Source organism: Halobellus inordinatus (genome assembly GCF_024464655.1).
Lineage (GTDB): Archaea > Halobacteriota > Halobacteria > Halobacteriales > Haloferacaceae > Haloquadratum > Haloquadratum inordinatus.
In genome coordinates, this window is record NZ_JANHAV010000002.1 from 460478 (window position 1) to 486079 (window position 25602).

Here is a 25602-nt window from a genome sequence, read left to right on the forward strand (position 1 = left end):
CGCTTAGACGCCGGTGGAGTACCGCAGAATACCGGCGATGCCGCCGAAGGCGTCGTAGAGTTGTTCGCCCTTCTCGAAGTCCGTCGAGATGAACTTCGTCTCGGTGCCGCGCTGTTCGGCGATCTCCATCAGATGTTCGATCACGTCCTCGCGGTCGACTTTCTCGGCTTCCTCGCCGCACTCGCTGCAGACGTGGCCGGGGTCGCTGTGGCGGCGGTCGACGACCTCGTACTCCTCGTGGCCGTTCGGACACTCGTAGATCACGACGTCCGAGCGGAGATCCTCCGAGAGCAAGAGTCGGTCTACGGACCCCATCATCAGGTTCTTGCGGGTCGGTCCGAAGCCGTAGGTCGCCTCCTCGCCCGTATGAAGGTTCTCGAAGAACTCCTCCATCTGGGCTTTGTCCTTCATTACCTCCTGGTCGGCGAGGACGTCCTGTGCGGCGTCGACGAGGTCGTAGAGTCCCGACTCGTCGGTGTAGGAGACGTCGAACTTCCCTTTCACGTGGTCCTGGAGTTCGTGGTGCAGGTAGTCGCCGTCGAGGAACTCGTCTTTCGTCGGCGAGGGGCCGCCGACGAGGATCCCGTCCATCTCGTGGCGCTTGGGGACCATCAGATCGTTCGCCATCTCCGCGACCTCCTGATAGAAGTTGTCGATGGCTTCGAGACGGAGGCGAGCGAACCGCTGCGCTGACTGGCCACCTTTCCGCTGCTTGCCGGGGACGAGCGAGGAGGCGGACTTGACCGGCTCGACGCGCTTGCCCTTCAGCCAGCCGACGTTCGCCTCGCGCCGGTCGAGGACGATCAGGCCGAAGAGGCCCTTGTCGGTCAGCATCTCCTCTAACGGCTCGGTGAGGAAGTTCGAGTCGCAGTGATAGCGGAACGACTGGATCGGTTCGGGCGGACTTTCGAGCGCCCGCGTCACCATATCCGTCTGGCCGCCGCCGGAGTTGACTGCACCCGAGAACAGGACGATGCCGTTGTCCGGCGGGTACGTGTCGTAGTAGCGGAGCCGGTCTTTGATCGACGTGAGCGCGTCCTGCACGTTCGTCCGCGTCTGCTTGGACTTGATGTTGGACGCCTCCGAGTGCTCCTGGGTAACGTGGGCGACGACGTCGGAGATCTGCTTGTCCGGGGGGATGTAGATCGTGACGAGCTGCGTGCCGGAACCCTCGTAGTCTTTGAGTTCCTCGATGACCTTCCGGAACTCGTACTTCCGACGGTCCTCGTTCACCTCGTCGGCGTCGGTACTCATTACCCGTACTAGCCCCTCCAGTGGGTAAGTAACCTGCGACTATGTCGTCACAGCGTGCTCGCGCGTCACCTCGACGCCCCGGACAGATTTATATTCTCCACGCGGGACTCACGGAACGAAACAATGGGCCGTGTGTACGCAGTCGTCAGCGCGAAAGGGGGGGTCGGCAAGACGACGACGGCGGCGAATCTCGCTGCCACGCTCGCCGCCGCGGGATCGAGCGTCGCCATCGTCGACGGCGATCTCGGGATGGCGAATCTCGCCGGTGCGGTCGGCGTCACCGTCGGCGACGTAACGCTTCACGACGTTCTCGCCGGCGACGCCGACGTCGACGACGCCATCCACGAAGGACCGCACGGGATGGCGGTCGTCCCCGGATCGGCGGATCTCGACGCGTTCTCGCGCGCCGATCCCGAGGAGATGCAATCCGTCCTCGAAGTGCTCGCCGACCGCTACGAGTACGTCGTCCTCGACACGGGCGCGGGACTCAGCAACGACACCGTGGTACCGCTTACCCACGTCGACGAGGCACTTCTCGTCTCGACCCCGACGCGGGACGCGCTCGGCGACACCGACAAGACCCGGCAGGTCGCAGACCGACTCGGCATCCCCGTCGCGGGCACCGCACTCACGCGCGCCGATCCCGTCGAGGTCGACGCCGAACTTGTCGCCGAACTGCTCGATGCGGACGTCATCGAGACGATTCCGGACGCCGCCGCGGTCCGGCAGGCGTCCGACGCCGGTGAACCGCTGACCACGTTCGCCCCCGGGAGCACGGCGGCTGCGGCGTATCGATCGCTCGCGAGCAGTCTCACCGGCGAGGACGTCGCAGCAGACGAACCTCCCGAAACAGCATCCAACGACGTCTCAGGAGCGTCTGCAGACGATACACCCGACGCGTCTGCCGTCGACGACACGTCCGAAGCCTCCCTCGACGACGACGCGCCCGAAGCCTCCGCCGCCGCCGACACCGACGTTCCGGGTGCGAATGCCGCCGCCGAACTCGGCGCCGACGACGCGCTCGGTCCCGACGACCCCCTCGGCAACGCACTCCCAGAGGACGATCCACTTCCGGACGAGGAATCGCTGTCGGGAGGCGATCTCCCGTCGAGCGATGAGTCCGCTACGGCCTCAGAAGACGAATCGGAGCCGGGCGTCGACGACGATGCGGAGATCCTCGAGACGACCTCGGATGCGGACGAGACGGCTTCCGACGACGAGGCGGATGCGACTCCGGAAACGCCGTCCGACGACAGCGAATCGACGAGAGAAGACGACGAAGACGTACGCTTCTCCGAGGAAGACATCGTCGTCGCCGGGAGGCACGAAGGTGACCTCGACCCAGAGACAGTCGAGGTGATCGAAGCACACGAGGAAGCGTCGTCGGTCGATCCCGACGCCGAGGTCGATCCGACGCCGGCCGACGTTCGAGACGCCGAATCGGACAGGGACGTCGAGCCGAACGCGGATGCGGAGTCGGACTCGGATGCCGAATCGGACGCCGACGCTGCTACCGAGGACGAGCGGCCGCTCGTCGAGTCCGCGAGCGCCGCCGAAGTAACGCCGTCCGGGTCGGACGCGACTGCCGAGGAGGACTCGGAAGGCGGCGTCTATACGACGTCGCTGGCGGAGGAGGCCGATCTCGGAGAGGGTAGCGGCACCGACCGTTCCGGGCGAGACGACGCCGACGACCGTTCCAGCGCCGACGCCGACGACGAAGACGCCGCCGACGATGCCCCCGAAGACGGCGACTCCGAAGACGGCGACGACACCAAAAAGGGGTTCTTCGGACGCATCTTCCGCTAGCTGTCAGCGCGCCGAAGCGGGAGCTTCTTTTATGCGGGTGCGGTGAATCGAGGATATGGCAGAGAAAGATTCCAGCGTTCCCTTCTGGTGGCTCGTCCTGTTCCTACTGTTAGCGCTCGGAGCCGGGGTCGCAACGGTGCTTGCCGTCGGCGGATCGCTCGTCGCCGGGGCCATCGTTCCGGTCACACCGTTCGGACTGTAATCTAGGGAACTCGAGACTCTCGACGGGGTGTGCCCCTACGGGAGCTACATCGAATCCGGCGCCTCGATCCCGAGGACGTCGAGCGCGTTCGCGACCGTGTGCCGCGACGCCTCCACGAGACCGAGCCGTGCCGCTGCGACCGCCTCGTCGTCGGCGTTGAGGACCGAACACTCGCGGTAGAACGTGTTGAACGTCTCTGCGAACTCGCGAGCGAACGTCGCGACGACGTGGGGTTCGAGGTCGTCGGCCGCCTGTTCGATCACGGCCGGGAAGCGCGCGACGTCTCGCAGGAGCGCGCGCTCGGCGTCGGTGTCGAGCACCGAAACGTCGGCCGACGCCTCGATGCCCGCATCGGCGGCTTCGCTCTCGATGCCGCAACAGCGCGCGTGGACGTACTGGACGTACGGAGCCGACTGCGCCTCGAAGTCGAGCGCGCGTTCCCACTCGAAGGTGATGCCCTTCGTCGGCTGTTTCGAGACGATGTCGTAGCGGACGGCGCCGATGCCGACCTGGCGGGCGATGCGGTCGATGTCGTCGTCGGTGAGTTCGTCGCTCCGGATCCGCGAGTCCAGACGCTCTTCGACTTCTTCGCGAGCGCGCCGGACGGACTCGTCGAGTAAGTCGTCGAGGTCGACGCCGGTACCCTCGCGGGTCGACATCCCGCCCTCCGGGAGGTTTACCCACGAGTAGAACGTCTGCCGGAGCTGGTCGGTGTCGTTACCCAGAATGTCGAGCGCGGCTTCCAGCTGCTCGGCCTGGAGCTTGTGGTCTTCTCCGAGGATCGTCACCGCCTCGTCGTAGTTGTCGAACTTCCACTCGTGGTGTGCGAGGTCGCGGGTTGTGTACAGCGTGGTGTCGTCAGAGCGGAGGAAGACGAGGTTCTTCTCTAACCCGAACGCCGAGAGGTCCAACTGCCAGGCGTCCTCCTCGTAGACGGCGTGTTCGGAGTCTTTCAGCCGTCTGACGACGTCGTCGGCGTCGCCGTTGCGAATGAACTTCGTCTCCTTGACGAACCGGTCGAACTCCGCCGGGAGGCGTTCGAGGGACTCCCGCATCCCGCCGAGCACCTGATCGACGACGACCGCGACGCGTTCGTAAGTTTCCTCGTCGCCCGCTTCGAGACCCTGCATAATCTCGGCGATCGCCTCTTCGGCGGCCGCGAGTTCCTCGTCGTCGGCAGATTCGAGATACTCGTTGCCCTTCCGGTAGTAGCGGACGAGGTCGTAGTCCGCGCGGTCGCGTTCCGGCTCGGGGAGCTCTGACTCCTCGAACGTCTCGTAGGCCCAGGTGAAGACGGCGACCTGGCGGCCGGCATCGTTGACGTAGTAGTGCGTTTCGACGTCGTTGCCGGCGTACTCGAGCAGGCGGGCGACGGCGTCACCGAAGATCGGATTTCGAGCGCGACCGACGTGGACCGGACCGGTCGGGTTCGCGCTCGTGTGCTCGACGACGACCGATTGGCCCGTATCGGGGAGCGCCCCGTACTCGGCGTCGCGGCCGGCCGAGAGCGTGTCCGCGTAGTAGGCGTCGGCGACGTAGAAGTTCACGTACGGGCCCTGCGTGTCGACGCTCGCGATGTATTCCGCGTCGTCGAGGTCGATCGCCTCGGCGACGTCTTCGGCGACTGCCGGCGGCGGTGCACCGACCTCGCCGGCGAGACGGAAGGCGACGCTGGATGCGAGCGTCGCCGGGACGTCCTCCGGCGGCTCTTCGACCCCGAGGTCGTCGGTCGGGAGGTCGAGCGCGGCCAGCGCCGCCTCGACCGCGTCCTCGACCTCCGAACGGAAGGTTCTGAACATACTCGCCGTTCTCGAACCGCGGCTAAATGCCTTTCCGAACGCTCTCGCGCTCGGGGAGCACTCCTCGGGGGCGACGAACACAGTGCGATTGCTGGCCGGAACGGAGGTGATGCAACCGACCCGCCGCACTGCGATCGACGCCTTTAGAAGCGGGAAGGAACAATACTGAGATAAGTCTCGTCTCCGTGATTCCGGAGACGGTCCACCGTAACACTTCTGTTATACATCTCATAGCCGTTATACTTAACAGGGCAGCCTCCCAACTCCGGATAATGTCTGAATCGGCAGTCTCCGCCGTGGGAAACGACGAGTTGGCGGCGCTGAAATTCGTCGCCCTCGAAGGCGCGCTCTCCGGCCCGGTCAAGATCTCCTGTTCGAGCCTCGCCGAACGCCTCGACGCGTCGAGCCAGACCGCCTCGCGTCGGCTCCAGCGGCTCGAAACCGCCGGCCACGTCGAGCGCGACGTCGTCGCCGACGGTCAGTGGGTGTCGCTGACCGACTCCGGTGAGGCGGCGCTGCACCGAGAATACGCCCACTACCGGCGGATCTTCGAGGGCACTGACCCCTCGGCCGTCGAACTTGAAGGCACCGTCACGAGTGGAATGGGCGAAGGACGACACTACATCTCTCTGTCGGGCTATATGGAACAGTTCGAGGAGCGACTCGGCTACGAGCCGTTCCCCGGCACGCTCAACGTCGACCTCGACGAGGAGAGCATCCGTGCTCGCTCGGCGATGACGTCGCTTTCGGGCGTCCCCATCGACGGCTGGGAGGACGACGAACGGACGTTCGGGCCGGCGACGTGCTACGACGCGACCGTCGAGTACGACGGCGAAGTCGCCGAGACGACGCACATCATCGTCCCCGAGCGCACGCACCACGACGAGACGCAACTGGAGATCATCGCGCCCGTCCGGCTTCGGGATGCGCTCGATCTCGACGACGGCGACGCGGTTTCCGTTCGCGTGGAGGCGGTTCGATGACGCGCACGCGTTCGGACGTCGCTGTCGACACGACCGGTGAGAGCGCCGTCGACCGCGCCATCGAGGCGTTCCGCGAGGGCCAGCCAGTGCTCGTCCACGACGCCGCCGACCGCGAGGGCGAGACGGACATCATCTACCCCGCAGGCGCGGTCGACGCCGACGACGTCGTCCGTCTTCGGAGCGACGCCGGGGGATTGATCTGCACTGCCGTCTCACACCCCGTCGCAGAGACCCTCGAACTGCCCTTCCTCGAAGACGAGTTCGACCACCCCGCGGCCGCGGACCACGACCTCGGCTACGACGACCGCTCGTCGTTCTCACTGCCCGTAAACCACCGCGAGACGTTCACGGGCATCACCGACGACGACCGCGCACTCACGATCCGCGAACTCTCCTCGGCCGCCGAACAGGCAGCGGAGCCCGACAGCGACTACGACGCCTCGGAGTTCGCCGCCGAGTTCCGCACGCCGGGCCACGTGCATATCCTCCGCGGCGCACCGGGACTCCTCGACGACCGTCGCGGGCACACGGAACTCGGTCTCGCGCTCGCTGAGGCGGCTGACCGCCCGCCTGCGGTCGTCGTCTGCGAGATGCTCGACGCCGAGTCCGGCGGCGCTCGAACGCCGACTGCCGCGCTCGAATACGCCCGTCAGAACGATCTCGTCTACGTCGAAGGCGCGGACATCATCGAGCGATTGGCCGACGGGATAGACCACGTCTGAGCCGACAGTTCCGCGTTCCCGCTTGAGGGCTGCTGCTCTGATTGAGGGCTGCCGACTCCGTTTTCCTGCCCCCGCAGATCCACCGCACCGACGGCGCAATTCGCCGCAAACACTCCTGTAGGGTTTTATATCCCGGGGAGTAAATCACGGCATATGGGATTCGACGAGATGGACGTCGAGACGATTTGGCAGGACGGTTCGTTCGTCGACTGGGACGACGCGACGGTCCACGTTCTGACGCACGGTCTACACTACGGATCCGGCGTGTTCGAGGGCGTCCGCTGTTACGACACCGAAAACGGCCCGGCGATCTTCCGCTGGGAAGAGCACCTCGATCGGTTCTACGAGTCGACGAAGCCCTACGAGATGGACATTCCGTTCTCGCGGGGAGAACTCACGGAGGCGACGCTGGAACTGATTCGCCGTGAGGAACTGCGCTCCTGTTACATCCGTCCGGTCGCGTTCTACGGTTACGGCTCGCTCGGCGTCAGCCCGAAAGACAACCCGGTGAACGTCGCGATCGCGGCGTGGCCGTGGGGCGCCTACCTCGGCGAGGAAGCGCTCGAACAGGGCGTCGACGTGATGATCTCCTCGTGGCGCAAACACGCCTCCAGTCAGATTCCGACGAACGCGAAGACGACCGGCCTGTACGTGAACTCGCTTCTCGCGGGCGAGGAAGCCCGCCGCAACGGCTACACCGAGGCGATCGTCCTGAACAAGGAGGGCAACGTCGCGGAAGGCCCCGGCGAGAACATCTTCCTCGTCCGCGACGGCGAGATCTACACCCCCGGTCTCTCCGAGAGCATTCTCGACGGCATCACCCGAAACACGGTGATCGAACTCGCCCGCGAGCGCGGCTACACCGTCCACGACCAGGCGACCATCTCCCGCGGCGAACTCAACACCGCTGACGAACTGTTCTTCAGCGGCACCGCCGCCGAGGTGACGCCCATCCGGAAGGTCGACAACGTCGTCATCGGCGACGGTTCGCGCGGCCCTGTGACCGAGGAACTCCAGCAGGCGTTCTTCGACCTCGTCGAGCGTCGCGACGACGCCCACGACGAGTGGTTCACGTACGTCTAAACCCACCTTTTTCGACCGGGGCCTCGCGCCGCCGAAGGCGGCGCTCGACCCCGGTCCAAAAACCTGGAGGGAAAAATGCCGCGAGGCTCGCGTTCGCTCGCCTCGCGGTACGACTTCTCGACTACCGCACAGCACCGTACCGCCCGACACTGCCCGGGACCGCGCCGCCTCAGCACCGCGCCGCTTCCGCACCAGACCGACGGTCAGTCTTCTGACCGGGCGTCGATCTTGATCGGCGCGTCCCGCTCTTCTTCGCCGAATCCCGCGGACAACACCCGAGTCAGCGCCTCTTCGACGCTCTCGTCGGTTTCGGTGATATCCTCGGGATCGACCTCCATCACGAAGCCAGTCGTGATGTTCGGAGCGGTCGGCATAAACAGCACCACGCGGCCGTCGTCGGTCACCTTTCCAGTCTTGAATGCTGTCATCCGCATCCCCTGCCAGGGCTCGACTTTCACCGGCTTTTGGAGGTCCTCGGTCCCAGTCACGGCCGTTTCGACGGCTAACTTGGAGGCGTTGTAGAGCACGCGTATGAGCGGCACGCGATTCATCGCCGCATCCAGATACGTCTCGAACAGGCGGCCGACCGTCGTCCGCATCAGGTACCCCACCGACAGGACGAGCATAATGAAGACCACGACTGCGACGAGGAACCCGATGGGGTCGTCCAATCGTCGGATGACCGGGAGGTCGACGATCTTCGAGTAGAGGTAGTTGAGAACGAACAGAATGACGAGGATTGGCGTGAGAACGATCAAGCCGCTTGCGAAGTCGCGCCTCCAGGAGGACATCTATCTGCCAGTACGTCTCGCCGGAGAGTTAAAGGAACTGCTGTCGCTTCGGTCACAGAACCGCTGTTCTGCGGCGGCGCGTCGCGGTGGCCGAATTGGGGAGACTTTTGTCGTCGCCGTCGGACGCGACACGTATGCTCGTTGATCTCGTCGTCGTCGCTTTCTGGGCGATGCTCCCCGCCTACGTCCCGAACAACGCTGCCGTCCTCGCCGGCGGCGGCGCACCGATCGACGGCGGCCGAACGATGGGTGGCCGCCGCCTCCTCGGCGACGGCAAGACGTGGCGTGGAACGGCTATCGGCACGCTCGCGGGCGTCCTCCTCGCGCTCGGACTGAACGTCCTCGCGCCCGTCGTCGTCCGCGTGACCGGATTCGAGGTCCCGGTCTTCCCGCTCGCCGCCGCGTTCGGTCTCGCGTTCGGCGCGATGCTCGGCGACATCGCCGCCTCGTTTCTCAAGCGCCGGACGGGCCGCGAGCGGGGCGCGCCGTTCCCCGGTGTCGACCAACTGGACTTCGTCGCCGGCGCGCTCGCCTGTGCCGCCGTCCTCGACTTCGGCTGGTTCCAGACCACATTTACGCTCCCCGTGCTCGGAGTCGTGATCGTTCTCACGCCGGTCCTGCACGTCCTCACGAATGTCATCGCGTACGTGCTGGGGTTGAAAGACGAGCCGTACTAACCCACCTTTTTCGACCGGGGCCTCGCGCCGCCGAAGGCGGCGCTCAACCCCGGTCCAAAAACCTGGAGGGAAAAATGCCGCGAGGCTCGCATTCGCTCGCCTCGCGGTACGAACGCTTCGACTCCGCACCGCCTCCGCACTGCACCGCCCGACTCCGCACCGCCTCCGCACTGCATACCTTTGCACCGCATCGCATCCGAATCGCCCCGTTTAAGCGCCTCGCCCGCCCTCTCACACCCAATGGCGAACGACGAACTCATCGCGGCGCTCCGCGACGCCGACGCCGTCCAGTTCGGAGAGTTCGAACTCTCCCACGGCGGCACCTCCGAGTACTACGTCGACAAGTATCTCTTCGAGACAGACCCCCGCTGCCTCCAGCTGATCGCCGAGGCGTTCGCGGACGAACTGTCCGGCGAAAAGCTCGCGGGTGTTGCGCTCGGCGCCGTCCCGCTCGTCTCCGTCACGAGCGTCGAGACCGACACGCCGTACGTCATCGTCCGCAAAAAGACCAAAGAGTACGGCACGGCCAACCGTATCGAGGGGCGCTTCTCCGAGGGCGAGGAAGTCGTCGTCCTCGAAGACATCGCGACCACCGGCAAGAGCGCACTCGACGCCGTCGAAGCACTCCGCGACGCCGGCGCGGTCGTCAACCGCGTCCTCGTCGTCGTCGACCGTCAGGAAGGTGCACGCGAACGACTCGCCGAGGCCGACGTCGAACTCGACGCCCTCGTGACTGCGGCGGACCTCCTCGACGACGAGGACCGTTCGTAGCGCTTCTCGCGAACCTCGCGATTTCGGGCCGTTTTCAGCCCCGAGACCGGACGTTCTCTCTCGCCGTCTAATCCACGTTCGTGGTTTTTTCACGCTGTATCTGTATCGACATATTCATACTTACGCAACATCGCAGATCGAAGTATGAACAGAGCGGAGAAAGCGGCCCTCCAGTTGCAGGCGGTCGCCGTCCTTCGGATGCTGAAGGAGACCCGGACGTACGACGAACTCGCCGAACTCAGCGGACTCCCCGCCGGCGATCTCAATCGGTACGTCAACGGCCACGTCCTGCCGGGCGTCGAGCGCGCCCGCGAAGTCGTCGACGGGGTCGGCCGCGACGCCCTCGCGGCGGAACTCCGCGCGCGCGTCGAGTTCGACGACGAGGGCTACGTCGACAACTCCGGTATCGTCTTCGACCAGTCGTTTCTCGATCTCGTTGCTCCGGTCGCCGCCAACGCGCTCGGCTTCGAGCGCCCGGACGTCGTCCTGACGGCGGCGACCGACGGCATCACGCTCGGCGCGGCGATGGCAGGGTACTTCGACGCCCGCGTCGCCTACGCGAAGAAGTCCAAAGAGACGGCCGTCGAGGACTTCATCGAGTCCCGTCAGCGCCTCGCTTCGGGCATCGAACTGACCTACTACCTCCCCGGCCGCGCGATCTCCCGCGGCGAGAACGTCCTCATCGTCGACGACCTCATCCGCTCGGGCGAAACCCAGGAACTTCTCCTCGACATCGCGAAACAGGCGAATGCAGACGTTACGGGCGTTTTCGCGCTCATTTCCGTCGGTGAGGAAGGCATCGACCGCGCCCGGGAACTCACCGACGCACCCGTCGGTGCGCTCTCGACGTTCGACGCCGAGTGATCGGCCGCTACGGGCCTCACTGTGCCCGGCGTCGATGAAAACCCTTATCGACCGTATCGGGGTTATGCTCACACGTGCATTATGGGGCTCGCTGAAACACTCGGAAACTACTTCGATGTGCAAGAACACGGATCATCGGTCCGGACCGAACTCCTCGCCGGGCTGACGACGTTCCTGACGATGTCCTACATCGTCGTTGTCAACCCCTCGATCCTGACCGACCAGCCGAACATTCCCGGTGCCGACGGGATCTCGATCGCCGGCATCCCGCCGGGCGAGATCCAGTCGATGCTCGCCGTCGTCACGATCCTCGCGGCGGCGACGGCGACGTTCGTGATGGCCTTCTACGCCAACCGACCGTTCGCGCAGGCGCCGGGCCTCGGCCTGAACGCGTTCTTCGCGTTCACCGTCGTCAGCGCGCTCGGAATTCCGTGGCAGACCGCACTCGCGGCCGTCGTCGTCGAAGGGATCATCTTCATCATCCTGACGGCGATCGGCGCGCGCGAGTACGTGATCAAACTCTTCCCCGAACCCGTGAAGTTCGCCGTCGGGACGGGTATCGGGCTCTTCCTCGCGATCATCGGCCTGCAGGCGATGGGGATCGTCGTCGACGACACGGCGACGCTCGTCTCGATGGGATCGATCGCGTCGAACCCCGTCGCGATCGTCTCCGTGTTCGGCCTCTTTCTGACGTTCGCGCTCTACGCCCGCAACGTTCCCGGATCGATCATCATCGGAATCGCCCTCACGTCCGTCCTCGGGTGGCTGCTCACCGCGTTCGGCCCCATCGCGGCTGACGCTGGCCTCGTCGCCGGCTCTACGTCCGTCTCCTACGACATCACTCCGCTGGCCGGCGCGTTCATCTCCGGCCTCAGCGACGTCGAGGCGTTCACCTTCGCGCTGGTCGTCTTCACCTTCTTCTTCGTCGACTTCTTCGACACCGCCGGCACGCTCGTCGGCGTCGGACAGGCCGGTAACTTCCTCGACGAGGACGGTAATCTCCCCGACATCGACAAGCCGCTGATGGCCGACGCGATCGGCACCACGGTCGGCGGAATGCTCGGGACCTCGACCGTGACGACCTACATCGAGTCCGCCTCGGGCGTCGAGGAGGGTGGCCGCACCGGCCTGACGGCGCTCACTGTCGCTGTACTGTTCCTCATCTCGCTCGCGCTCGTCCCGCTGGCGGCCGCGATTCCCCTGTATGCCTCCCACATCGCGCTCGTCGTGATCGGCGTCGTGATGCTCCGCAACGTCGTCGACATCGACTGGGACGACCTCACGCAGGCGATCCCCGCCGGGATGACGATCCTCGTGATGCCGTTCGCGTACTCGATCGCCTACGGTATCGCCGCCGGTATCGTCTCGTACCCGGTGATCAAGTTCGCAGCTGGCGAAGGCGACGACGTCCGTCTAGGCCACTGGGCGCTCGCGGGCGCGTTCGTCGTCTACTTCGTCGTCCGCACCGGCGGCATTCTCACCGCGCAGGTGTAACCGACTGCTCGCTCGCGCTTTTCGCCTTCCGACTCACCCTCTATTTTCGCCTTCCGACTCACCCCCAGCTCCTCGCCGTCTGACTCTCACCCCCGCGACTGCCGTCGGACCGCAAGAGATTCATTATTCACTGTCGCAATCGAGTACGTGACGCTCCCTCCGCGCTCCCGAGCGAACGCAGTGCGGCTCATCGCGCTGCTGCTCGTCGTCTCTCTCCTCGCACCGGCCGGTGTGTCGGCGCTGACGTACGACCCCTCGACAGACACGAGCCTCGAACCGGGCACGATCACGAGTCCCGCGAACGGATCGACCGTCATCAGCGTCCAGGGCTACACCTTCCAGGGCAATACGAATCCCAAAAAGCCCGCGCGACTCCTCTCGGTCGGCCCGCGCGGTGACCTCCAGTGGACCCACAACGACTCTGTCGGCGGGAGCGCGTGGTTCTTCGACGTCGACCCGCTGCCGAACGGGAACCTCCTGGTCTCCTCGCCGCGGGCCGGCGATACGGTCGTCTTCGAGTTGGACCCCGAGACGCAAGAACGTGTCTGGCAGGAGCGGTTCAATATGACCGACACCCACGACGTCGCGTATCTCGGCGACGACCGCATCGCGATCGCGAATATGCGCGAGTGGAACGCGTCCGCCAAGGTCAGCGACGACCGCATCGTCATCTACAACCGGTCGACCGACGAGTTCACCTGGGAGTGGTACTTCAAGAACCACTTCCCCGAGAGCACCGACGGCGGTTACAACGACGACTGGTCGCACGTCAACGATGTCGACCCCGTCGGTGAGGACCGCCTGCTGCTCTCGCCGCGGAACTTCGATCAGGCCATCGTCGTCGACATCGAATCTAAAGAGATCGTCGAGCGACTCGGCTCCGACGACGACTACGACGTGATGCGCGAGCAGCACAACCCTGACTGGCTCCTGAGCGAGAACGGCACGCCGACGATCCTCGTCGCCGACAGCGGTAACAACCGGGTCGTCGAGTACGCGAAGGAAGACGGCGAGTGGGTCCGGACCTGGGAGGTCGGCACGGGATCGCTCACCTGGCCGCGCGATGCGGACCGACTCCCCAACGGAAACACGCTCGTCACGGACACGCTCAACCACCGCGTGATGGAACTCACGCCCACGGGCGAAGTCGTCTGGGAGTACTACGCCACGTGGGGCCCCTACGACGCCGAGCGCATCGGAACCGGCCCCGAGTCGTCGGGGCCGACGATCCGTGATCTGAACGCCAGCGGTTCCTACGACATCACCGGCAGTGCGAACCTCACCGCCGGCGGAAACGAGAGCGTCGGCTTCGCCGGGCGGATTCGCGCGACGTTCGCCGGCACGGCCCTCGAAGGGCCGATGAACGAGTTCGCGACGCGCTGGGCACACGTGACGCCGTGGCTCCGCCCGGTCTGGATGTCCGGCTGGGACTTCGTCTGGGCGATCAGCGCGCTTCTCGTCGGCCTCGTGTGGGCCGGCGGGGAGTTGATCGCCGGCCGCCAACAGATCGTCGCCGGCATCCGGCGCCTCGCGGACCGATAGCGACGCGATAACACGGTACGGGAGTGCGCCCGCCGCGCAGTCCACCACGTGACTCTTTAGGTCGGATCGCGTACCGATCGTCGATGTCTGATCTCGTCCTGTACGAAGTCGGGGGCTGTCCCTTCTGTATCAGAGTCAGGAACAAACTGGAGGAACTCGATCTGGAGTACGAATCGGTGATGGTGCCGCGATCGCACGCCAACCGGACGGAAGTGAAAGAGATCAGCGGGCAGACGGGCGTTCCCGTGCTCGTCGACGAGGAACACGACGTCCACGGGATGCCGGAAAGCACCGATATTATCGCCTACCTGGAAGAGACGTACGGCGACGGCGCGAACTGATAGGGATTATCGTCACTGTTCGGAGAGTCTCGCCGTATCGTCCGGCGAGAAATCTATGCGGACTTACGATAACCCCTATGAGCGTCGGGACCCGTCGGCGGCGACGGCTCGTCGTATTCGTCCTCGGTTACGGTCGCGCACTGATACGACTCAGAACACAGTCGGAAACAGCGCCCGCCCCCGTCGCTACGCTTCGGTCGGCTCTTGTGACCGCTCTCGGATGAGATCCCGGATGCGGTCGGGGTCGTCGATGTCCGCTAACTCCTCACAGCTGACGAGCGCCGTGCCTTCGACGGCGTCGCGCTTCGAGCGATCTTCGGTGAAGTAGACCGAACGGGTCTGTGTGACCTCGCCGAGCGAAGACATAATCCGGGCTCGCTTCTCTGCGCTCCGTGTGAAGGCTGAGTGCCCGGTAAGCATCGGCATAAAGTCCCGTCGGCGTTCGTCGTCCTCGCTGACTGCCTTGAACGGTGCGCGGGCGGTCGGGTGAACGGTGAAGCCGGCGCGCGTCAGAACGTGTACCACGTGCTCGTCGTCGGATTCTGGGTCGGGATCGTCGGGTGTCGGCTCGGCGTCGCGAACGTCTTCCGCACCCTCCATCACCTCGACGGGGCTGGAAAACGGCTGATCGAACATCTCCTCTAACCGGATCGCAACCTCGATGCTCGCGTTCATCCCGTCTTCGTACTTCGAGACGGTGCGGCGCGAGACGCCGAGTTCCGTCGCCAACTGCCCGAGACTCCACCCGCGATCGCGGCGCTCGTCTGCCAGGAGGTCGCCGTCGATGTTGACGTAGAGGCCGCCCGGCGCGGCGTAGATGAGCGGCGGGACGCCCTCGATGAACAGTTCCATCGCCGTGTCGGGATTCAGGACCGGAACGCCGTGCCGGAAGTACACGACACCGGGCTTCAGATCCTCGTCGCGCGTTCGCAGTCCCACGACCATCGGGGTCGCGTTGAGATAGGTACCCAGCCGTCGCATCTCCTCACCGGTCGTTCCGTCGAACGCGTCGATGTTGCCTAGAATCTTCAGCAGCACCAGGTCCTCGCCTCGCCTCGCGGCGACGTCGAAGCTCTTCGGCCGGATCGCACAGCGCTCGCTGACGAGGAATCCGGCGTCCTCGAGCATCGCTGTGACGTTTCCGACTAGCGCGGACCGAGACATACCCGGTTGTACGCGATTCAGCGCATATATGCGTTGTGCCGTCGAGGCCGCCTGCGTCCACCGGTTCTCCGGTTGTCGCTGCGACTGGGTCTCTCGAAGCCGTTAGCGAAAGCCGTTAGACGCCGCGCCGACTACGCCCCTCCGATGACTATCGTCGGCCTCGACGACACCGACTCCCGCGAGCGCGGGATGTGCACGACGTACCTCGCCGCGCGACTCGCCGAGGCCGTCGTCGACGCCGGGGGCCGCGTCGACCGCAAACTGTTGATCCGGCTCAATCCGGCGGTCGAGCACAAGACCCGCGGAAACGCCGCGCTCGCGCTCCACGTCGATCTCGACCCCGAACACGCGCTCGATCTCGCTACCGCCGAACTCGAACCGCTTGCGGAGACTGCGGATCCGCGGACGAGCCCGGGCGTGGTCGTCGCCGACGACGATCCGAGCGACGTTCCCGAGGCGGTGTCGACGTTCACGCGACGCGCAATCCGTGACTTTCTGGAGCCCGCCGACGCGCTTCGGGTCGCGGATGACGCCGGATACGTCCACCGCGGCTGGGCGGGGGGCCGCGGCCGCATCGGCGCGCTCGCGGCCGTCGGAGCGTGGGCCGCACTCGAGGAGTGGACCTACGAGCACATCTCCTACCGCGCGTTCGACCGGTGTGGCACTCCCCGAGAAGTCAACACGGAGTCCGTCTTCGATGCTGCAGCGGAATTCTACCCGCAGGCGTGGGACACGGTCGACCGCGAGGAGGACGAACCGGTCTGCGTTCCGAACGCGCCCGGACCGATCCTCTATGGGATTCGCGGCGACGATCCCGACGCCGTCTGCGATCTCGCAGCCCGCATCGACAGTGAGTCCATCGAACGGTCGGCGACGTTTCTGACGAACCAAGGCACCGATGTCCATCTCCGCGAGGGGACGCTCGGTGAACTGCGCGACGGGCGCGCGTATCGCGTCGACGGGACCGTCGCCTCCGACCCGGAGACGCGTCGTGGGGGCCACGTGTTCTTCGACCTCGAAGCACGCGGCGACGCCGACGATTCGGTCGACTGCGTCGCGTTCGAACCCACGAAGCGGTTTCGGGACCGCGTGCGGGCGCTTCGCTCCGGTGACGAGGTCACCGTCTGCGGCGAGGTGAGCGACGGGACGATCAAACTGGAGAAGTTCGCCGTCCGATCACTCCGGCGCACCGTGGAGACGACGCCGACGTGCGGCGAGTGCGGACGGTCGATGGAGAGCGCCGGCCGGAACCAGGGGTACCGGTGTCGCGACTGCGGTACCTCGCGGTCTGGTCCGGAAACCGTCTCGGTCGACCGCGACCTCGATGTCGGGTGGTACGAGGTCCCACCCTGTGCCCGTCGACACATCGCTAAGCCGCTCGTTCGTGGCGGCTTCGACGCGCCGACGCACCCCGAGCGGTGATACTGTCGGACAGCAGTTCGTGAACTGTGTTGACACCCACGGGGTGCCGATAATTTTCACATCGTTGTGTCCGACAGTATGAACGGCTGGCGTATAGTAGCGTTTGCAAGTCTTCACGCACCGAATTGCACGCAGTCGTGCGATTGGCTGTGTAATCAGTTGCAAACGCTACTATAGCCAACGCCAACGTCACCTGCGCTACTCCTCGACGACGAGAATCTCCGTGTTCGCGCGGCGGTCCACGAACTGGCTCCCCGACGGCGGTTTCACGTCGACGACGAGCGTTCCCGTCTCCTGATTCGCCCGGGTGTCTGCTTCGAAGGTGACGGTCGCGACGCCGTCGGCATCTGAGCTGGCAGTCACCACGCTATCGATCTCGGCGCTGCCGTCTTTCACGATCACCGTCGCACCTTCGACCCCGTCGCCGTCGTCGTCGACGACGGTCAGCGAGAGTTCTTGCTCGCCCGGCTGGACGACGTCGGGTGAGGGTTTGACGTCGAGTTCGGAGACGGCGAGTCCCTGCACGCCGGACAACATATTCAGCATCACGCTCATCGTCGCGACCCCCACGACGAGCGCGATGACGAGTCTGATCGGCAGTCCTTCGATCGCACGGTCGTCGTCGGCGAAGCGGCGGAGTTCGTCGAACATACCGGCCGTGGTCCCGTCTCAGTATATAAACAGTCGGCCGTGCGTTTATATCGCATCCCGAGGGCACTCTCGCTGATGCACACCGAAGTTCTCGGTCGTAGAGACGAGTGCGGCCGAACGGCTCCCGACGGTCCCGCCGGCCGCCTCGGGTCCCACCGCGCCCGCGACGGTAGCCGCGGCGCACCCGTCGGGATCGATCTCGACCGGCCGCACGCCGCGCTCGTCGTCGGCAAGCGGGGTTACGGTAAGTCCTACACGCTCGGCGTCCTGGCGGAAGAAGCAGCCAGGGCGCGTGGTGTCGCCCCCGTCGTCGTCGACCCGATGGGCGTCTTTCGCGGCTTGGCCGACGACGCGACCGGGACGCCCGTCCCCGCTCGGATCGTCGACGAGCCGACGATCCGCGCAGACGCGATTCCGCCGGCGCGGTGGCCGGAACTCGTCGGGAGCGACCCCGACCAGCCGGTCGGCGCGCTCGTCTGGCACGCCGCGTCGACGGCCGCGACGCTCTCTGAGATGCGTGCTGTCGTCGACGCGGCCGACGCAACGGCAGACGTTCGCCGCGCGGCCGGCAACCGTCTCCGGCGTGCCGATTCGTGGGGTGTCTTCGATCCCGCGGGACTCGACGCACACGCACTCGCCGGCGGCGAGGCGACGATTCTGGACTGTTCCGACCTCGACGACGCGCCTTCGAACGCGGTCGTCGCCGGCGTCGCAGCGGCGCTCTACGACGCCCGTCTCGGGCGTGGTGCTGCGGGTGTGGCGGGTGCCGAGCCGCCGACGGTCGAACGTCTCCCCTGGCTCTTCGTCGACGAAGCACACGTCTTCTTCGAGGGCGTCGCCGGTGCATCGCTCCGGGCGATCCTCACTCGCGGCCGCGCACCGGGCGTCTCGCTCGTCGCCGCGACACAGCGCCCGAGCGCGCTCCCGGCCGTCGCCGTCTCCCAGTCGGACCTCCGTATCGTCCATCGGTTGACGGCCGGGCCGGACGTCCGCGCGCTCGCGGCCGCAGATCCTGCCTACGTCGACACGGACGTCACAGACGCGATGCCGACGGCTCCCGGGGAAGCGCTCGTCGTCGACGACACCGCGGAAGCGACTCGCACGGTCGCGGTCCGCGAACGCGACACGCCGCACGGCGGGGCGAGTCCGCGCGCGTCGGCGGTTGCAGCGGCGTCGCCCACATCGGCTGCCGCATCTCACGCCGACAGTGCGGAGGCGACCGACGTAGAACTGATTGACACGGAGACGGTCGACACAGACGCGACCGAAACCGACGAGTACACGCGCGTGTGATCCACGCTCGATGGCCGACAGGCTCGTCCCCGTGCTCGTCGCACTCGGCGGATTCCTCGGAGCGACGTCACGCTATCTCGTCGGCACGGCCGTGCCGGGGCCACGCGGGACATTCGTCGTGAACGTCCTCGGAAGTTTCGTCCTCGCGCTCTCGATCGGCGTCGTCCGTTCGAGTCGCCTCCGCTTCTTCCTCGCGACGGGATTGCTCTCCTCGTTCACGACGTACAGCACCTTCGCCGTCGAGACGACGTCGCTCGGCCCGACCTGGGGTCTCGCGAACGTCGGGGCCAACTACGCGTTCGGCTTTCTCGCCGCACTCCTCGGACTCGCCGCAGGGAGGCGGTTCGCGTGAGCGTCGCCCTCGGTGTCGCTCTCGCGGCACTCACTGACCTCGACGGCGTTCCCCTGCCGGTCCTCGTCGGATTCGGGGGAGCGGTCGGCGCACTCGGCCGGTACGCAGTCGACGTCGCACTCGGCGGCGGCCGTCGGAGTACCTTCGCCGTCAACGTCCTCGGGAGCGCCGCGCTCGGGGCGCTCGTCACCTCGTCACCGCACGCGACGACTCTCGCTGTCGCTGGGACGGGATTCTGCGGCGCGTTCACGACGTTCTCCTCGTTCGCCGTCAACGTGGTTGAGGCCGCCTCGAAGGAAAATTGGCGGCTCGCGGCTGTCGACGCCGCTGGCACACTCGCGTCGGCGCTCCTCGGCGTGGCTCTCGGAACCGTTCTCGTGGGAGTATAGATAGATCGTCTCGCGGCCATCGGTCCACGAGAAAAAGCATCTGCTACGACGTTGTGAAATCGAGAAAGCGCCCGAGGCGGGATTTGAACCCGCGTCACGACCGTGACAGGGTCGTATGATGGGCCACTACACCACCCGGGCACACATCGGAGCAAAGCACAAGCGCCCGAGGCGGGATTTGAACCCGCGTCACGACCGTGACAGGGTCGTATGATGGGCCACTACACCACCCGGGCTTGCTCCACTTCTTCGTTGCCCGGTAGTCTAATTAAGACTTATCATCTGATGGCGGCGTGGGAGAGGTCACCGCGCGGCCGACGATGCGGGGAAATCCCTGGACAGAGCCCAGGCTCCGGCGAGAGTAGCGACCGGACGAAAGACAGCAAAGAGAGCGAAGAGCGATAACCGAAGACGCGCGGTTCCGTCGTTCGATTGGCGAGGTTGGTTCAGTCGTCGGCCGGGGCCGCTGCGGCCGCTTCCTCGGCCTCTTCTTCGGCTTTCTCTTCTTTTTCTTTCTTGTTCTTGATCTTCTTCAGACGGAAGATCTCCTCGCGCTCTTGCTCTTCGAGCTTCTGCTCGATGTACTCTTTGTTCTCGTTGAGTTCGGGGAGCAGCTTGAACTCCAAGGCGTTGACGCGGCGTTTCGTCGTCTCGATCTCTTTGAGCATCTTCTTCATCGCCGTCTCGACCTCCGCGGCGAGGATGATCGTCTCGAGCAGTTCCTCGTAGGCGTCTGCGGCCTCGTCGATCCGCGCCGAGGAGCCGAGGAGCCCGTAGCCGCGCTGGTCGAGGCTCTTTTTCACGCGCGAGGACTCGATCTGCGGGACGACGACGCCCATGATGTTCTTCGACTGCGTGGTGATCTCCGGATGCTCTTTGAGCGCCGCGGCGGCACCGCGCACGGCGACGTCGCCTTCCATCGCTCGCGCCATATTGATCTTCTCTTGGGCCGTCTCGTAGTTCTGGTTCAGCTCGGAGCGGACGTCCTGTGCTTGGTCCAGAATGTCCATAAACTCCATAATGAGGCCGTCTCGCTTCTGTTCGAGCGTGTCGTGGCCCCGCTCGGACAGTTGGATCCGATCCTCGATCGCCATCAAGTTCTTGCGTGTCGGTTTGACGTCTTCGGCCATTGCCTGCCAGTTGTGAACCGAGCCTGTTAACCTTTTACTGTTCGCGGACGAGGCCGGCCAGGCCGGCGTTCTCGGTGCGGTCCATCCACGTCACGATCACTACGTGGGGAAGCGTCAACACGGCGATGAAGACGAGGTACAGCGCGGCCAACGTCCGCAGGTCGGTCTGGACGCGTCCAACGAGTGCGACGCCGACGAGCAGTCCGACGGAGACCACCGTCAGCGGCAGCGCGTCGCGGCCCGTCCGCAAGAGCGCAGGGACGGCTCCGCGATCGGCGAACGCCCGCCTGGCGCTCGGGTCGACGCCGACGAGTCGGGCGATGTGTCGCAGCGAGTGCCACACACAGAAGTACACGCCGATCGCGAGGATCGGCGGAACGACGAGGAAGTACACCCACAGCAGCCCCGTCTCGGCGGCGTCGAGCCGCCATCCGTCACCGGGACTGCGCCGGTACCCAGCGAGGAGCGTCCCGACCGTCAGCGCCGCGAACGCCGCACCGACGCTGAGGCGCACGTCGGGCGCGACCAGCCACGACGCGTCGAGGCTGCCGCCGAACAGCGCCACCCAGGCGTCGACGACGTCTCGGTATCGCTCCGGGAATCGGAGTAGCGGCACGAGCATCGGCAGTCCCCCGCGCACGAGAAGCGTGCCGGTGCGTACCGTTCGACTGTCGAGATGTGACCCGCCGAGCGCCTCGAGCGCGTAGAGATCGCCTTGGCCCCAGTGGACCCAGGTCATCCCGATGAAAAACGCGGCTGATGCTATCGGTGAGAGGAGCCACAGCACCGCGTACGCCCCGCCGAGGAGTAGATACACGAGTCCGACGATCAGGAGCAAGCGAACCGACGGTTGCTCCCCGGCCGCCCGGGCGGGTGCCAGGTGGTCGACTGCGCCGTGCGGCAACCCGAACACGAGGAGGCTCACCGCCAGTGGGGCGTACCGCGCCCACGGCGGCAGCGTCGTCGCCGGCCCTACGAGCACCGCACCGGCCCCGAGAATCGCGACCCCGGCAGTGAGCAACCACGCCGGACGGCCACCAATCGTGCGCATCAGCGATTGTGTCACGTCGTCCTCGCTCTCGACGGCGCTCTCGTCGACCCGCCGTGTCTCTCCGTCGTGAGCTGTCGAGCCAGCCATCGTTAGCGGGCCGTTTCCGCGCCGGCGCGGAGGCGATCGTACCAGTGCCGCGCCGTCGCGGCCGTGCCGTCCGCCCACCGCTGCATCACGAGCCGATACAGGACGAGTCCCTGCACGACGAAGAGGTTCGTCACGAGGAAGAACATCGCTTCCTCGATGGGCAGCCCCGCGATGGAGAGCCCAGTCGTGTACTGCTTCGAGAGGATCCAGATGCCGTACTCGATGGCGATCCTGTCGGCAACGCAGAGATACAGTGTCGGGAGCACCGTTCCGAGAGCGACGGTGCGCCGGCGCGCCCACAACTGCGGTGCGCCGACGACCCATTGCAACGCCAACACCGGGGCCGCCCACGCGAGCGTCGCACCGAGGTAGAACGTCGCGTCGGTGCCGAGCAACTGCCAGCCTCCGAGACAGATGGCGACCGCGAGTCCGAACGCGACGAGGCGGCTCCTGATCGGATGCGACGCCGACGGCCACGCCGTCGAAAACGATAGGTGTGACAGCCACAGCGCAGTCAGCCAGGGTTGGACGACGATGAAGAGATACTCCTCAAGCGGCGCGTAACCGATCGTCAGGACGGTCGTCTCGGCGCCGTACCACCAGACTCCACGCGCGATGAGGTAGTTGTCCCACGGCGTCGTGTACACGAGCGCAACGACGGTGATGGTGGCTACCCCCGCCCAGTAGTTGCGCCAACTACTGCTGTCCCACGAGGCGATACCGCCGATCCGTGATCGGCTCACGAAGCCGGTCGCAGACAGCAGCATTACTGCTGGCAGTAAAAACGCGAAGTGGAATTGGAGGTACGTGAACTGAAACGTCATCTGTAATCTCGTCTCGTTGGCGGCCGTCTGCGTCGTCTCGGCGCCGTCGACTCACGCGTCGGCGTACGGTCCAGACTGCGAACGCGGGGTGGGCGGGGTACGCGTTCGGTGCTGCGTTCGAATCGACGGTGCTCGTCGATTAGTCTGCCGGTTCGGCGCTCGACGCTCGCGCCCCGGCAGCGTCGAGCACCTCACGGCTCGACAGCAGGATGATCCCGAATCCGACCTTTGCGACCAGGTCCAGGACCATAAATCCGGCCGTCTCGATGTTGAGCGACACGAGCTGTAGGCCTTCCGTGCCGACGATCCACCAGACGGGGTAGACCAGCCAGACGACGACGATCAGCGTACGGAGCGTGCTGAACGTCGACGCGGCGTCGCCGGTGAGTTTGCTCGCTTTCTCGTCGAGGGAGCCGTACAGCATGTACAGCAGCACCAGCAGGAAGCCGGTGGAGATCCCCCACCAGATCAGTCGGCGTGCGCCCTCGCTGAGGAAGCCGGGACCGGCGGACAGCGTCGCGACGACGCCCGTTCCGATCATCAGCATATCCAGCCCGACCAGCGAGGAGAGCTCGTTCCGGTTCGCCCCGACGAGCAGCCCGAGGTCGATGAGCAAAAGCGGTGTCGTGAAGAACCAGTCAGTGTACCGGGCCCAGTAGATCGGCAGTTCCTCGCCGCCGACCTCCACTATCGTCAACCCGAATCCCAACGCCATCGCAAGATAGTTTACAAATGCGATGGCGGTGATGAATATCGTGACGATGTAGAACTCCTGTCGCCGTCTGTCTGTTTCTCACCAGCCCCTGGCGATGAAGTACAGCATTCCCAGGAACATCCCGAGCGTTCCGAGCCAGAGCCATATCGATTCACTACCTGGTTGTGGCATATTGCGTCCCAAAATTTGCAGGTAAGAGTTGTAAGCAGTGTTCCCAACTAGTTGGGCTTCGATTAGACGGCACGGACCCCCGTACACAACTGTTGACCGTTGTCGGGGAGATCACGCGGCTGCAACGCTGTTGTGTTTCTCGGAAACTGGGCGTATAGAAGTTGCCGACTCCGTCGTGTCTCGATGCGTTTCGGCACGTCTCGCGGCGGTACGTCAATCGAACAGCGCGGCCGCGACCTTTCGCTGCGCCGCTCGCAGATGCTGGTGGAACGTCGATCGGCAGACGCCCATCGACTCGGCGAGTTCCTCGCCGCTGGTGTCGTGGGGCCACTCGAAGTAGCCGGCCGCGTAGGCCCGAAGGAACGCGGCGTGCTGTCGATCTGTCAATTCCGATTCCAGCTCGGCGACGAACCCCTGGCCCGTGTCGTCACGCGTCTCGCGACGACAGTAGCTGATCACCTCTGCGCTTTCGAAGCGCTCCATCGCGGCTGCAGCCAACGACTGGGCGAGCGCTTCCCGGCCCACTTCGACCGTCACACGAGCGATCCCGGGCTCGATCACGGCTGCACGGAGTTCGCCACTGTGCGCTGTGAGCAGTTCCTGCAGCGTCGGATCGGTCACCGCGAGTTCGATCACGGGTCCACAGGTGGTCTCGGCGAGCACCGTATCGACCTCGATGTCGTCGCGTTTTGCGGCCGCGCCGTGTACTGCCTCCCCGTCGAGTTGTGCCGTCGGCTCGGCCACCTCGAACAGCATCGTCGACCGGTCTTTGTCGCCGACGCTGCCGGCGTACTGCAGTTGACTCTGCAGATCGGTGGCGAACCCGGCCAACGGGTGGTCACCGAGTGCGAGCCGCAGTTCGACGGTCTCCTGCGTCTGGAGCGTCCGCTGGGTCTCGTGTGCGTTGATCCCGGTTGCGAGGGTTCGCCCCAGTGCCGCCAGAATGGCCCGCTCGTGGTCGTCGAATCCGTCGTTTCGAACGTACACGCAAACGACGCCGTACGTCGCCTCCCCGTAGTGCAACGGCACGGCGGCGACCGACGTCAACGCCGCTTCGGTGTCCCCGCCGAGAGATTCGATGCGGACGTGGCGTTCGGCGAGCGCGCCGGCCACGGCCCGTTCGACCGGGTTGCGCGATTCGTCCCCGTTGCCGACGTCGCCGTCACCCCCGCCCATCGAAGTCACGTCGCCGACGACGAACCGACTGCCCTGGGGGACGTCCGTTTCTCCGACTACCTCGTCGGGCTCGACCGCTTCGATCGAGGGATCGTACGCTCCGAACCACGCGCCGGCGTAGACTTCTCCGATCGCCTGGACGGCTTCACGCTGCAGGTCACTCCGTGACTGTGACTGGGTTACTGCGTCCGTGACCTCTGCGACGATGCCATCGAGCCGTTCGAGGAGATGCTTTTGTGCGGTGCGTTCCCGTTCGATCCGTTCGGCCCGATCCGCAGCAGCCTGCTCGGCGCGTTTTCGGCGCGTGACGTCCTGTTGGAATCCGACGTAGTAGGCGATCTCGCCCGTCTCATCGTACAGTGGCGCGATCGTCACCTCGTTCCAGAACAGCTCGCCGTTTTTCCGATAGTTCCGAAGCACGACGGTGGTGGCCTGCCCGTCTTCGATGGCAGCTCGCATCTGTGCGACGGGTTTCGCACGCGTCGCCTCTCCCTGCAGAAACCGGCAGTTTCGCCCGACCGCGTACTCCGGTGCGTAGCCGGTGATCCGCTCGAACGCGGCGTTCGCGTACACGAGCGGCATATCCGGCTTCGTCGCGTCGGCGATGGTGATTCCCACCGGGGCTTCGTCCATCGTGCGCGTCTTCAGCGACTCGTCGACGGCGTCGGTACTCGCAGACATCGTCCGCGAGTCGGTTTCGGGCCGCTCCCGTGCCACACCCGACCGCACCCGCACGTCCGCCTCCGACCGCTGTGTCATAGGCTAGATAGCGAGGGATGCAGTAAAACGTGTGTGGCCGATTCGGGGACGCGAGCGAGCCCACCCGAGCAACCCGCATAGAGGTTCTC

The 25602-nt window shown here is 65.5% G+C and carries 24 protein-coding genes, 2 tRNA genes and 1 pseudogene; 15 read left to right on the forward strand and 12 right to left on the reverse strand.

What is annotated here, in order from left to right; translation table 11 throughout:
* Positions 1 to 3: 3 nt before the first annotated feature.
* Positions 4 to 1254 (reverse strand): peptide chain release factor aRF-1, encoded by a 1251-nt coding sequence (prf1, locus tag NO347_RS06680; protein WP_256288849.1) that lies wholly within the window; start codon positions 1252 to 1254, stop codon positions 4 to 6.
* Positions 1255 to 1377: 123 nt separating this feature from the next.
* Between prf1 and minD the strand changes: the two genes are divergently transcribed.
* Complete coding sequence (gene minD, locus NO347_RS06685; RefSeq protein ID WP_256288850.1) at positions 1378 to 3060, forward strand: cell division ATPase MinD; 1683 nt, start codon at positions 1378 to 1380, stop codon at positions 3058 to 3060.
* A 55-nt stretch (positions 3061 to 3115) separates the two neighbouring features.
* The gene (locus NO347_RS06690; RefSeq protein ID WP_199722996.1) at positions 3116 to 3262 is read left to right on the forward strand and encodes a hypothetical protein; all 147 of its coding nucleotides are present in this window, start codon (positions 3116 to 3118) and stop codon (positions 3260 to 3262) included.
* Between the two features lie 44 nt (positions 3263 to 3306).
* Here the strand turns inward: NO347_RS06690 and argS are convergent, their stop codons facing one another.
* The gene (argS, locus tag NO347_RS06695) at positions 3307 to 5061 is read right to left on the reverse strand and encodes an arginine--tRNA ligase (protein WP_256288851.1); all 1755 of its coding nucleotides are present in this window, start codon (positions 5059 to 5061) and stop codon (positions 3307 to 3309) included.
* Positions 5062 to 5333: 272 nt separating this feature from the next.
* On the opposite strand from argS, the gene NO347_RS06700 reads away from it, so the two are divergent.
* From NO347_RS06700 to NO347_RS06710, 3 genes are all read left to right on the forward strand, one after another.
* Positions 5334 to 6044 carry a CTP-dependent riboflavin kinase gene (locus NO347_RS06700; RefSeq protein ID WP_256288852.1) on the forward strand — a complete coding sequence of 237 codons (711 nt, stop codon included), beginning with the start codon at positions 5334 to 5336 and terminating at the stop codon, positions 6042 to 6044.
* A complete protein-coding gene (ribB, locus tag NO347_RS06705; RefSeq protein WP_256288853.1) occupies positions 6041 to 6766 on the forward strand; it encodes a 3,4-dihydroxy-2-butanone-4-phosphate synthase in 726 nt (241 codons plus the stop codon). The genes NO347_RS06700 and ribB overlap by 4 nt, the downstream gene beginning before the upstream one ends.
* A gap of 153 nt (positions 6767 to 6919) precedes the next feature.
* The gene (locus NO347_RS06710) at positions 6920 to 7849 is read left to right on the forward strand and encodes a branched-chain amino acid transaminase (RefSeq protein ID WP_256288854.1); all 930 of its coding nucleotides are present in this window, start codon (positions 6920 to 6922) and stop codon (positions 7847 to 7849) included.
* A gap of 203 nt (positions 7850 to 8052) precedes the next feature.
* Here the strand turns inward: NO347_RS06710 and NO347_RS06715 are convergent, their stop codons facing one another.
* Positions 8053 to 8640, reverse strand: a complete 588-nt coding sequence (locus NO347_RS06715) for a DUF502 domain-containing protein (protein WP_256288855.1) — start codon at positions 8638 to 8640, stop codon at positions 8053 to 8055.
* A gap of 134 nt (positions 8641 to 8774) precedes the next feature.
* Between NO347_RS06715 and NO347_RS06720 the strand changes: the two genes are divergently transcribed.
* The 6 genes from NO347_RS06720 to NO347_RS06745 all read left to right on the forward strand — a co-directional run bounded on the left by NO347_RS06720 (position 8775) and on the right by NO347_RS06745 (position 14329).
* Positions 8775 to 9317, forward strand: coding sequence for a CDP-2,3-bis-(O-geranylgeranyl)-sn-glycerol synthase (locus NO347_RS06720; RefSeq protein ID WP_256288856.1), 543 nt, complete (start codon positions 8775 to 8777; stop codon positions 9315 to 9317).
* Positions 9318 to 9557: 240 nt separating this feature from the next.
* Positions 9558 to 10088 carry an orotate phosphoribosyltransferase gene (gene pyrE, locus NO347_RS06725; protein ID WP_121568479.1) on the forward strand — a complete coding sequence of 177 codons (531 nt, stop codon included), beginning with the start codon at positions 9558 to 9560 and terminating at the stop codon, positions 10086 to 10088.
* A 144-nt stretch (positions 10089 to 10232) separates the two neighbouring features.
* Entirely contained in the window at positions 10233 to 10952 is a 720-nt protein-coding gene (locus tag NO347_RS06730; protein ID WP_256288857.1) for a phosphoribosyltransferase family protein, read from the forward strand.
* A gap of 81 nt (positions 10953 to 11033) precedes the next feature.
* A complete protein-coding gene (locus NO347_RS06735) occupies positions 11034 to 12446 on the forward strand; it encodes an NCS2 family permease (protein WP_256288858.1) in 1413 nt (470 codons plus the stop codon).
* A gap of 147 nt (positions 12447 to 12593) precedes the next feature.
* Positions 12594 to 13988 carry an NHL repeat-containing protein gene (locus tag NO347_RS06740; RefSeq protein ID WP_256288859.1) on the forward strand — a complete coding sequence of 465 codons (1395 nt, stop codon included), beginning with the start codon at positions 12594 to 12596 and terminating at the stop codon, positions 13986 to 13988.
* Between the two features lie 83 nt (positions 13989 to 14071).
* On the forward strand, positions 14072 to 14329 hold the full coding sequence (locus NO347_RS06745) for a glutathione S-transferase N-terminal domain-containing protein (protein ID WP_121568475.1): 258 nt from the start codon (positions 14072 to 14074) through the stop codon (positions 14327 to 14329).
* A 186-nt stretch (positions 14330 to 14515) separates the two neighbouring features.
* Here the strand turns inward: NO347_RS06745 and NO347_RS06750 are convergent, their stop codons facing one another.
* The gene (locus NO347_RS06750; RefSeq protein ID WP_121568474.1) at positions 14516 to 15493 is read right to left on the reverse strand and encodes a transcriptional regulator; all 978 of its coding nucleotides are present in this window, start codon (positions 15491 to 15493) and stop codon (positions 14516 to 14518) included.
* A gap of 144 nt (positions 15494 to 15637) precedes the next feature.
* On the opposite strand from NO347_RS06750, the gene NO347_RS06755 reads away from it, so the two are divergent.
* Complete coding sequence (locus tag NO347_RS06755) at positions 15638 to 16915, forward strand: tRNA(Ile)(2)-agmatinylcytidine synthase (RefSeq protein ID WP_256288860.1); 1278 nt, start codon at positions 15638 to 15640, stop codon at positions 16913 to 16915.
* Positions 16916 to 17113: 198 nt separating this feature from the next.
* Here the strand turns inward: NO347_RS06755 and NO347_RS06760 are convergent, their stop codons facing one another.
* A complete protein-coding gene (locus tag NO347_RS06760) occupies positions 17114 to 17566 on the reverse strand; it encodes a DUF7382 domain-containing protein (protein WP_256288861.1) in 453 nt (150 codons plus the stop codon).
* A 75-nt stretch (positions 17567 to 17641) separates the two neighbouring features.
* Here NO347_RS06760 and NO347_RS06765 point away from each other — a divergent pair, with 75 nt between their 5' ends.
* Genes NO347_RS06765 through NO347_RS06775 form a run of 3 tightly spaced genes read left to right on the forward strand, consistent with a single transcriptional unit; the run spans position 17642 to position 19600 of the window.
* Positions 17642 to 18859, forward strand: coding sequence for an ATP-binding protein (locus NO347_RS06765; protein ID WP_256288862.1), 1218 nt, complete (start codon positions 17642 to 17644; stop codon positions 18857 to 18859).
* 10 nt (positions 18860 to 18869) lie between these two features.
* Positions 18870 to 19211 carry a CrcB family protein gene (locus NO347_RS06770; protein ID WP_256288863.1) on the forward strand — a complete coding sequence of 114 codons (342 nt, stop codon included), beginning with the start codon at positions 18870 to 18872 and terminating at the stop codon, positions 19209 to 19211.
* Between the two features lie 53 nt (positions 19212 to 19264).
* On the forward strand, positions 19265 to 19600 hold the full coding sequence (locus NO347_RS06775; protein ID WP_256288915.1) for a fluoride efflux transporter FluC: 336 nt from the start codon (positions 19265 to 19267) through the stop codon (positions 19598 to 19600).
* Positions 19601 to 19668: 68 nt separating this feature from the next.
* Here the strand turns inward: NO347_RS06775 and NO347_RS06780 are convergent.
* The 7 genes and pseudogenes from NO347_RS06780 to NO347_RS06810 form a co-directional block, all read right to left on the reverse strand.
* Positions 19669 to 19741 (reverse strand) — tRNA-Asp (locus NO347_RS06780).
* A gap of 22 nt (positions 19742 to 19763) precedes the next feature.
* Positions 19764 to 19836, reverse strand: a tRNA-Asp gene (locus tag NO347_RS06785).
* A 210-nt stretch (positions 19837 to 20046) separates the two neighbouring features.
* Positions 20047 to 20730 (reverse strand): V-type ATP synthase subunit D, encoded by a 684-nt coding sequence (locus NO347_RS06790; protein WP_121568470.1) that lies wholly within the window; start codon positions 20728 to 20730, stop codon positions 20047 to 20049.
* A 34-nt stretch (positions 20731 to 20764) separates the two neighbouring features.
* Positions 20765 to 21868 carry a Brp/Blh family beta-carotene 15,15'-dioxygenase gene (locus NO347_RS06795; protein WP_256288864.1) on the reverse strand — a complete coding sequence of 368 codons (1104 nt, stop codon included), beginning with the start codon at positions 21866 to 21868 and terminating at the stop codon, positions 20765 to 20767.
* 2 nt (positions 21869 to 21870) lie between these two features.
* Entirely contained in the window at positions 21871 to 22692 is an 822-nt protein-coding gene (locus NO347_RS06800; protein ID WP_256288865.1) for a lycopene cyclase domain-containing protein, read from the reverse strand.
* A 139-nt stretch (positions 22693 to 22831) separates the two neighbouring features.
* Positions 22832 to 23527, reverse strand: a pseudogene (locus tag NO347_RS06805) (bacteriorhodopsin).
* A 264-nt stretch (positions 23528 to 23791) separates the two neighbouring features.
* The gene (locus NO347_RS06810) at positions 23792 to 25513 is read right to left on the reverse strand and encodes a PAS domain-containing protein (RefSeq protein ID WP_256288866.1); all 1722 of its coding nucleotides are present in this window, start codon (positions 25511 to 25513) and stop codon (positions 23792 to 23794) included.
* Between the last annotated feature and the right edge of the window lie 89 nt (positions 25514 to 25602).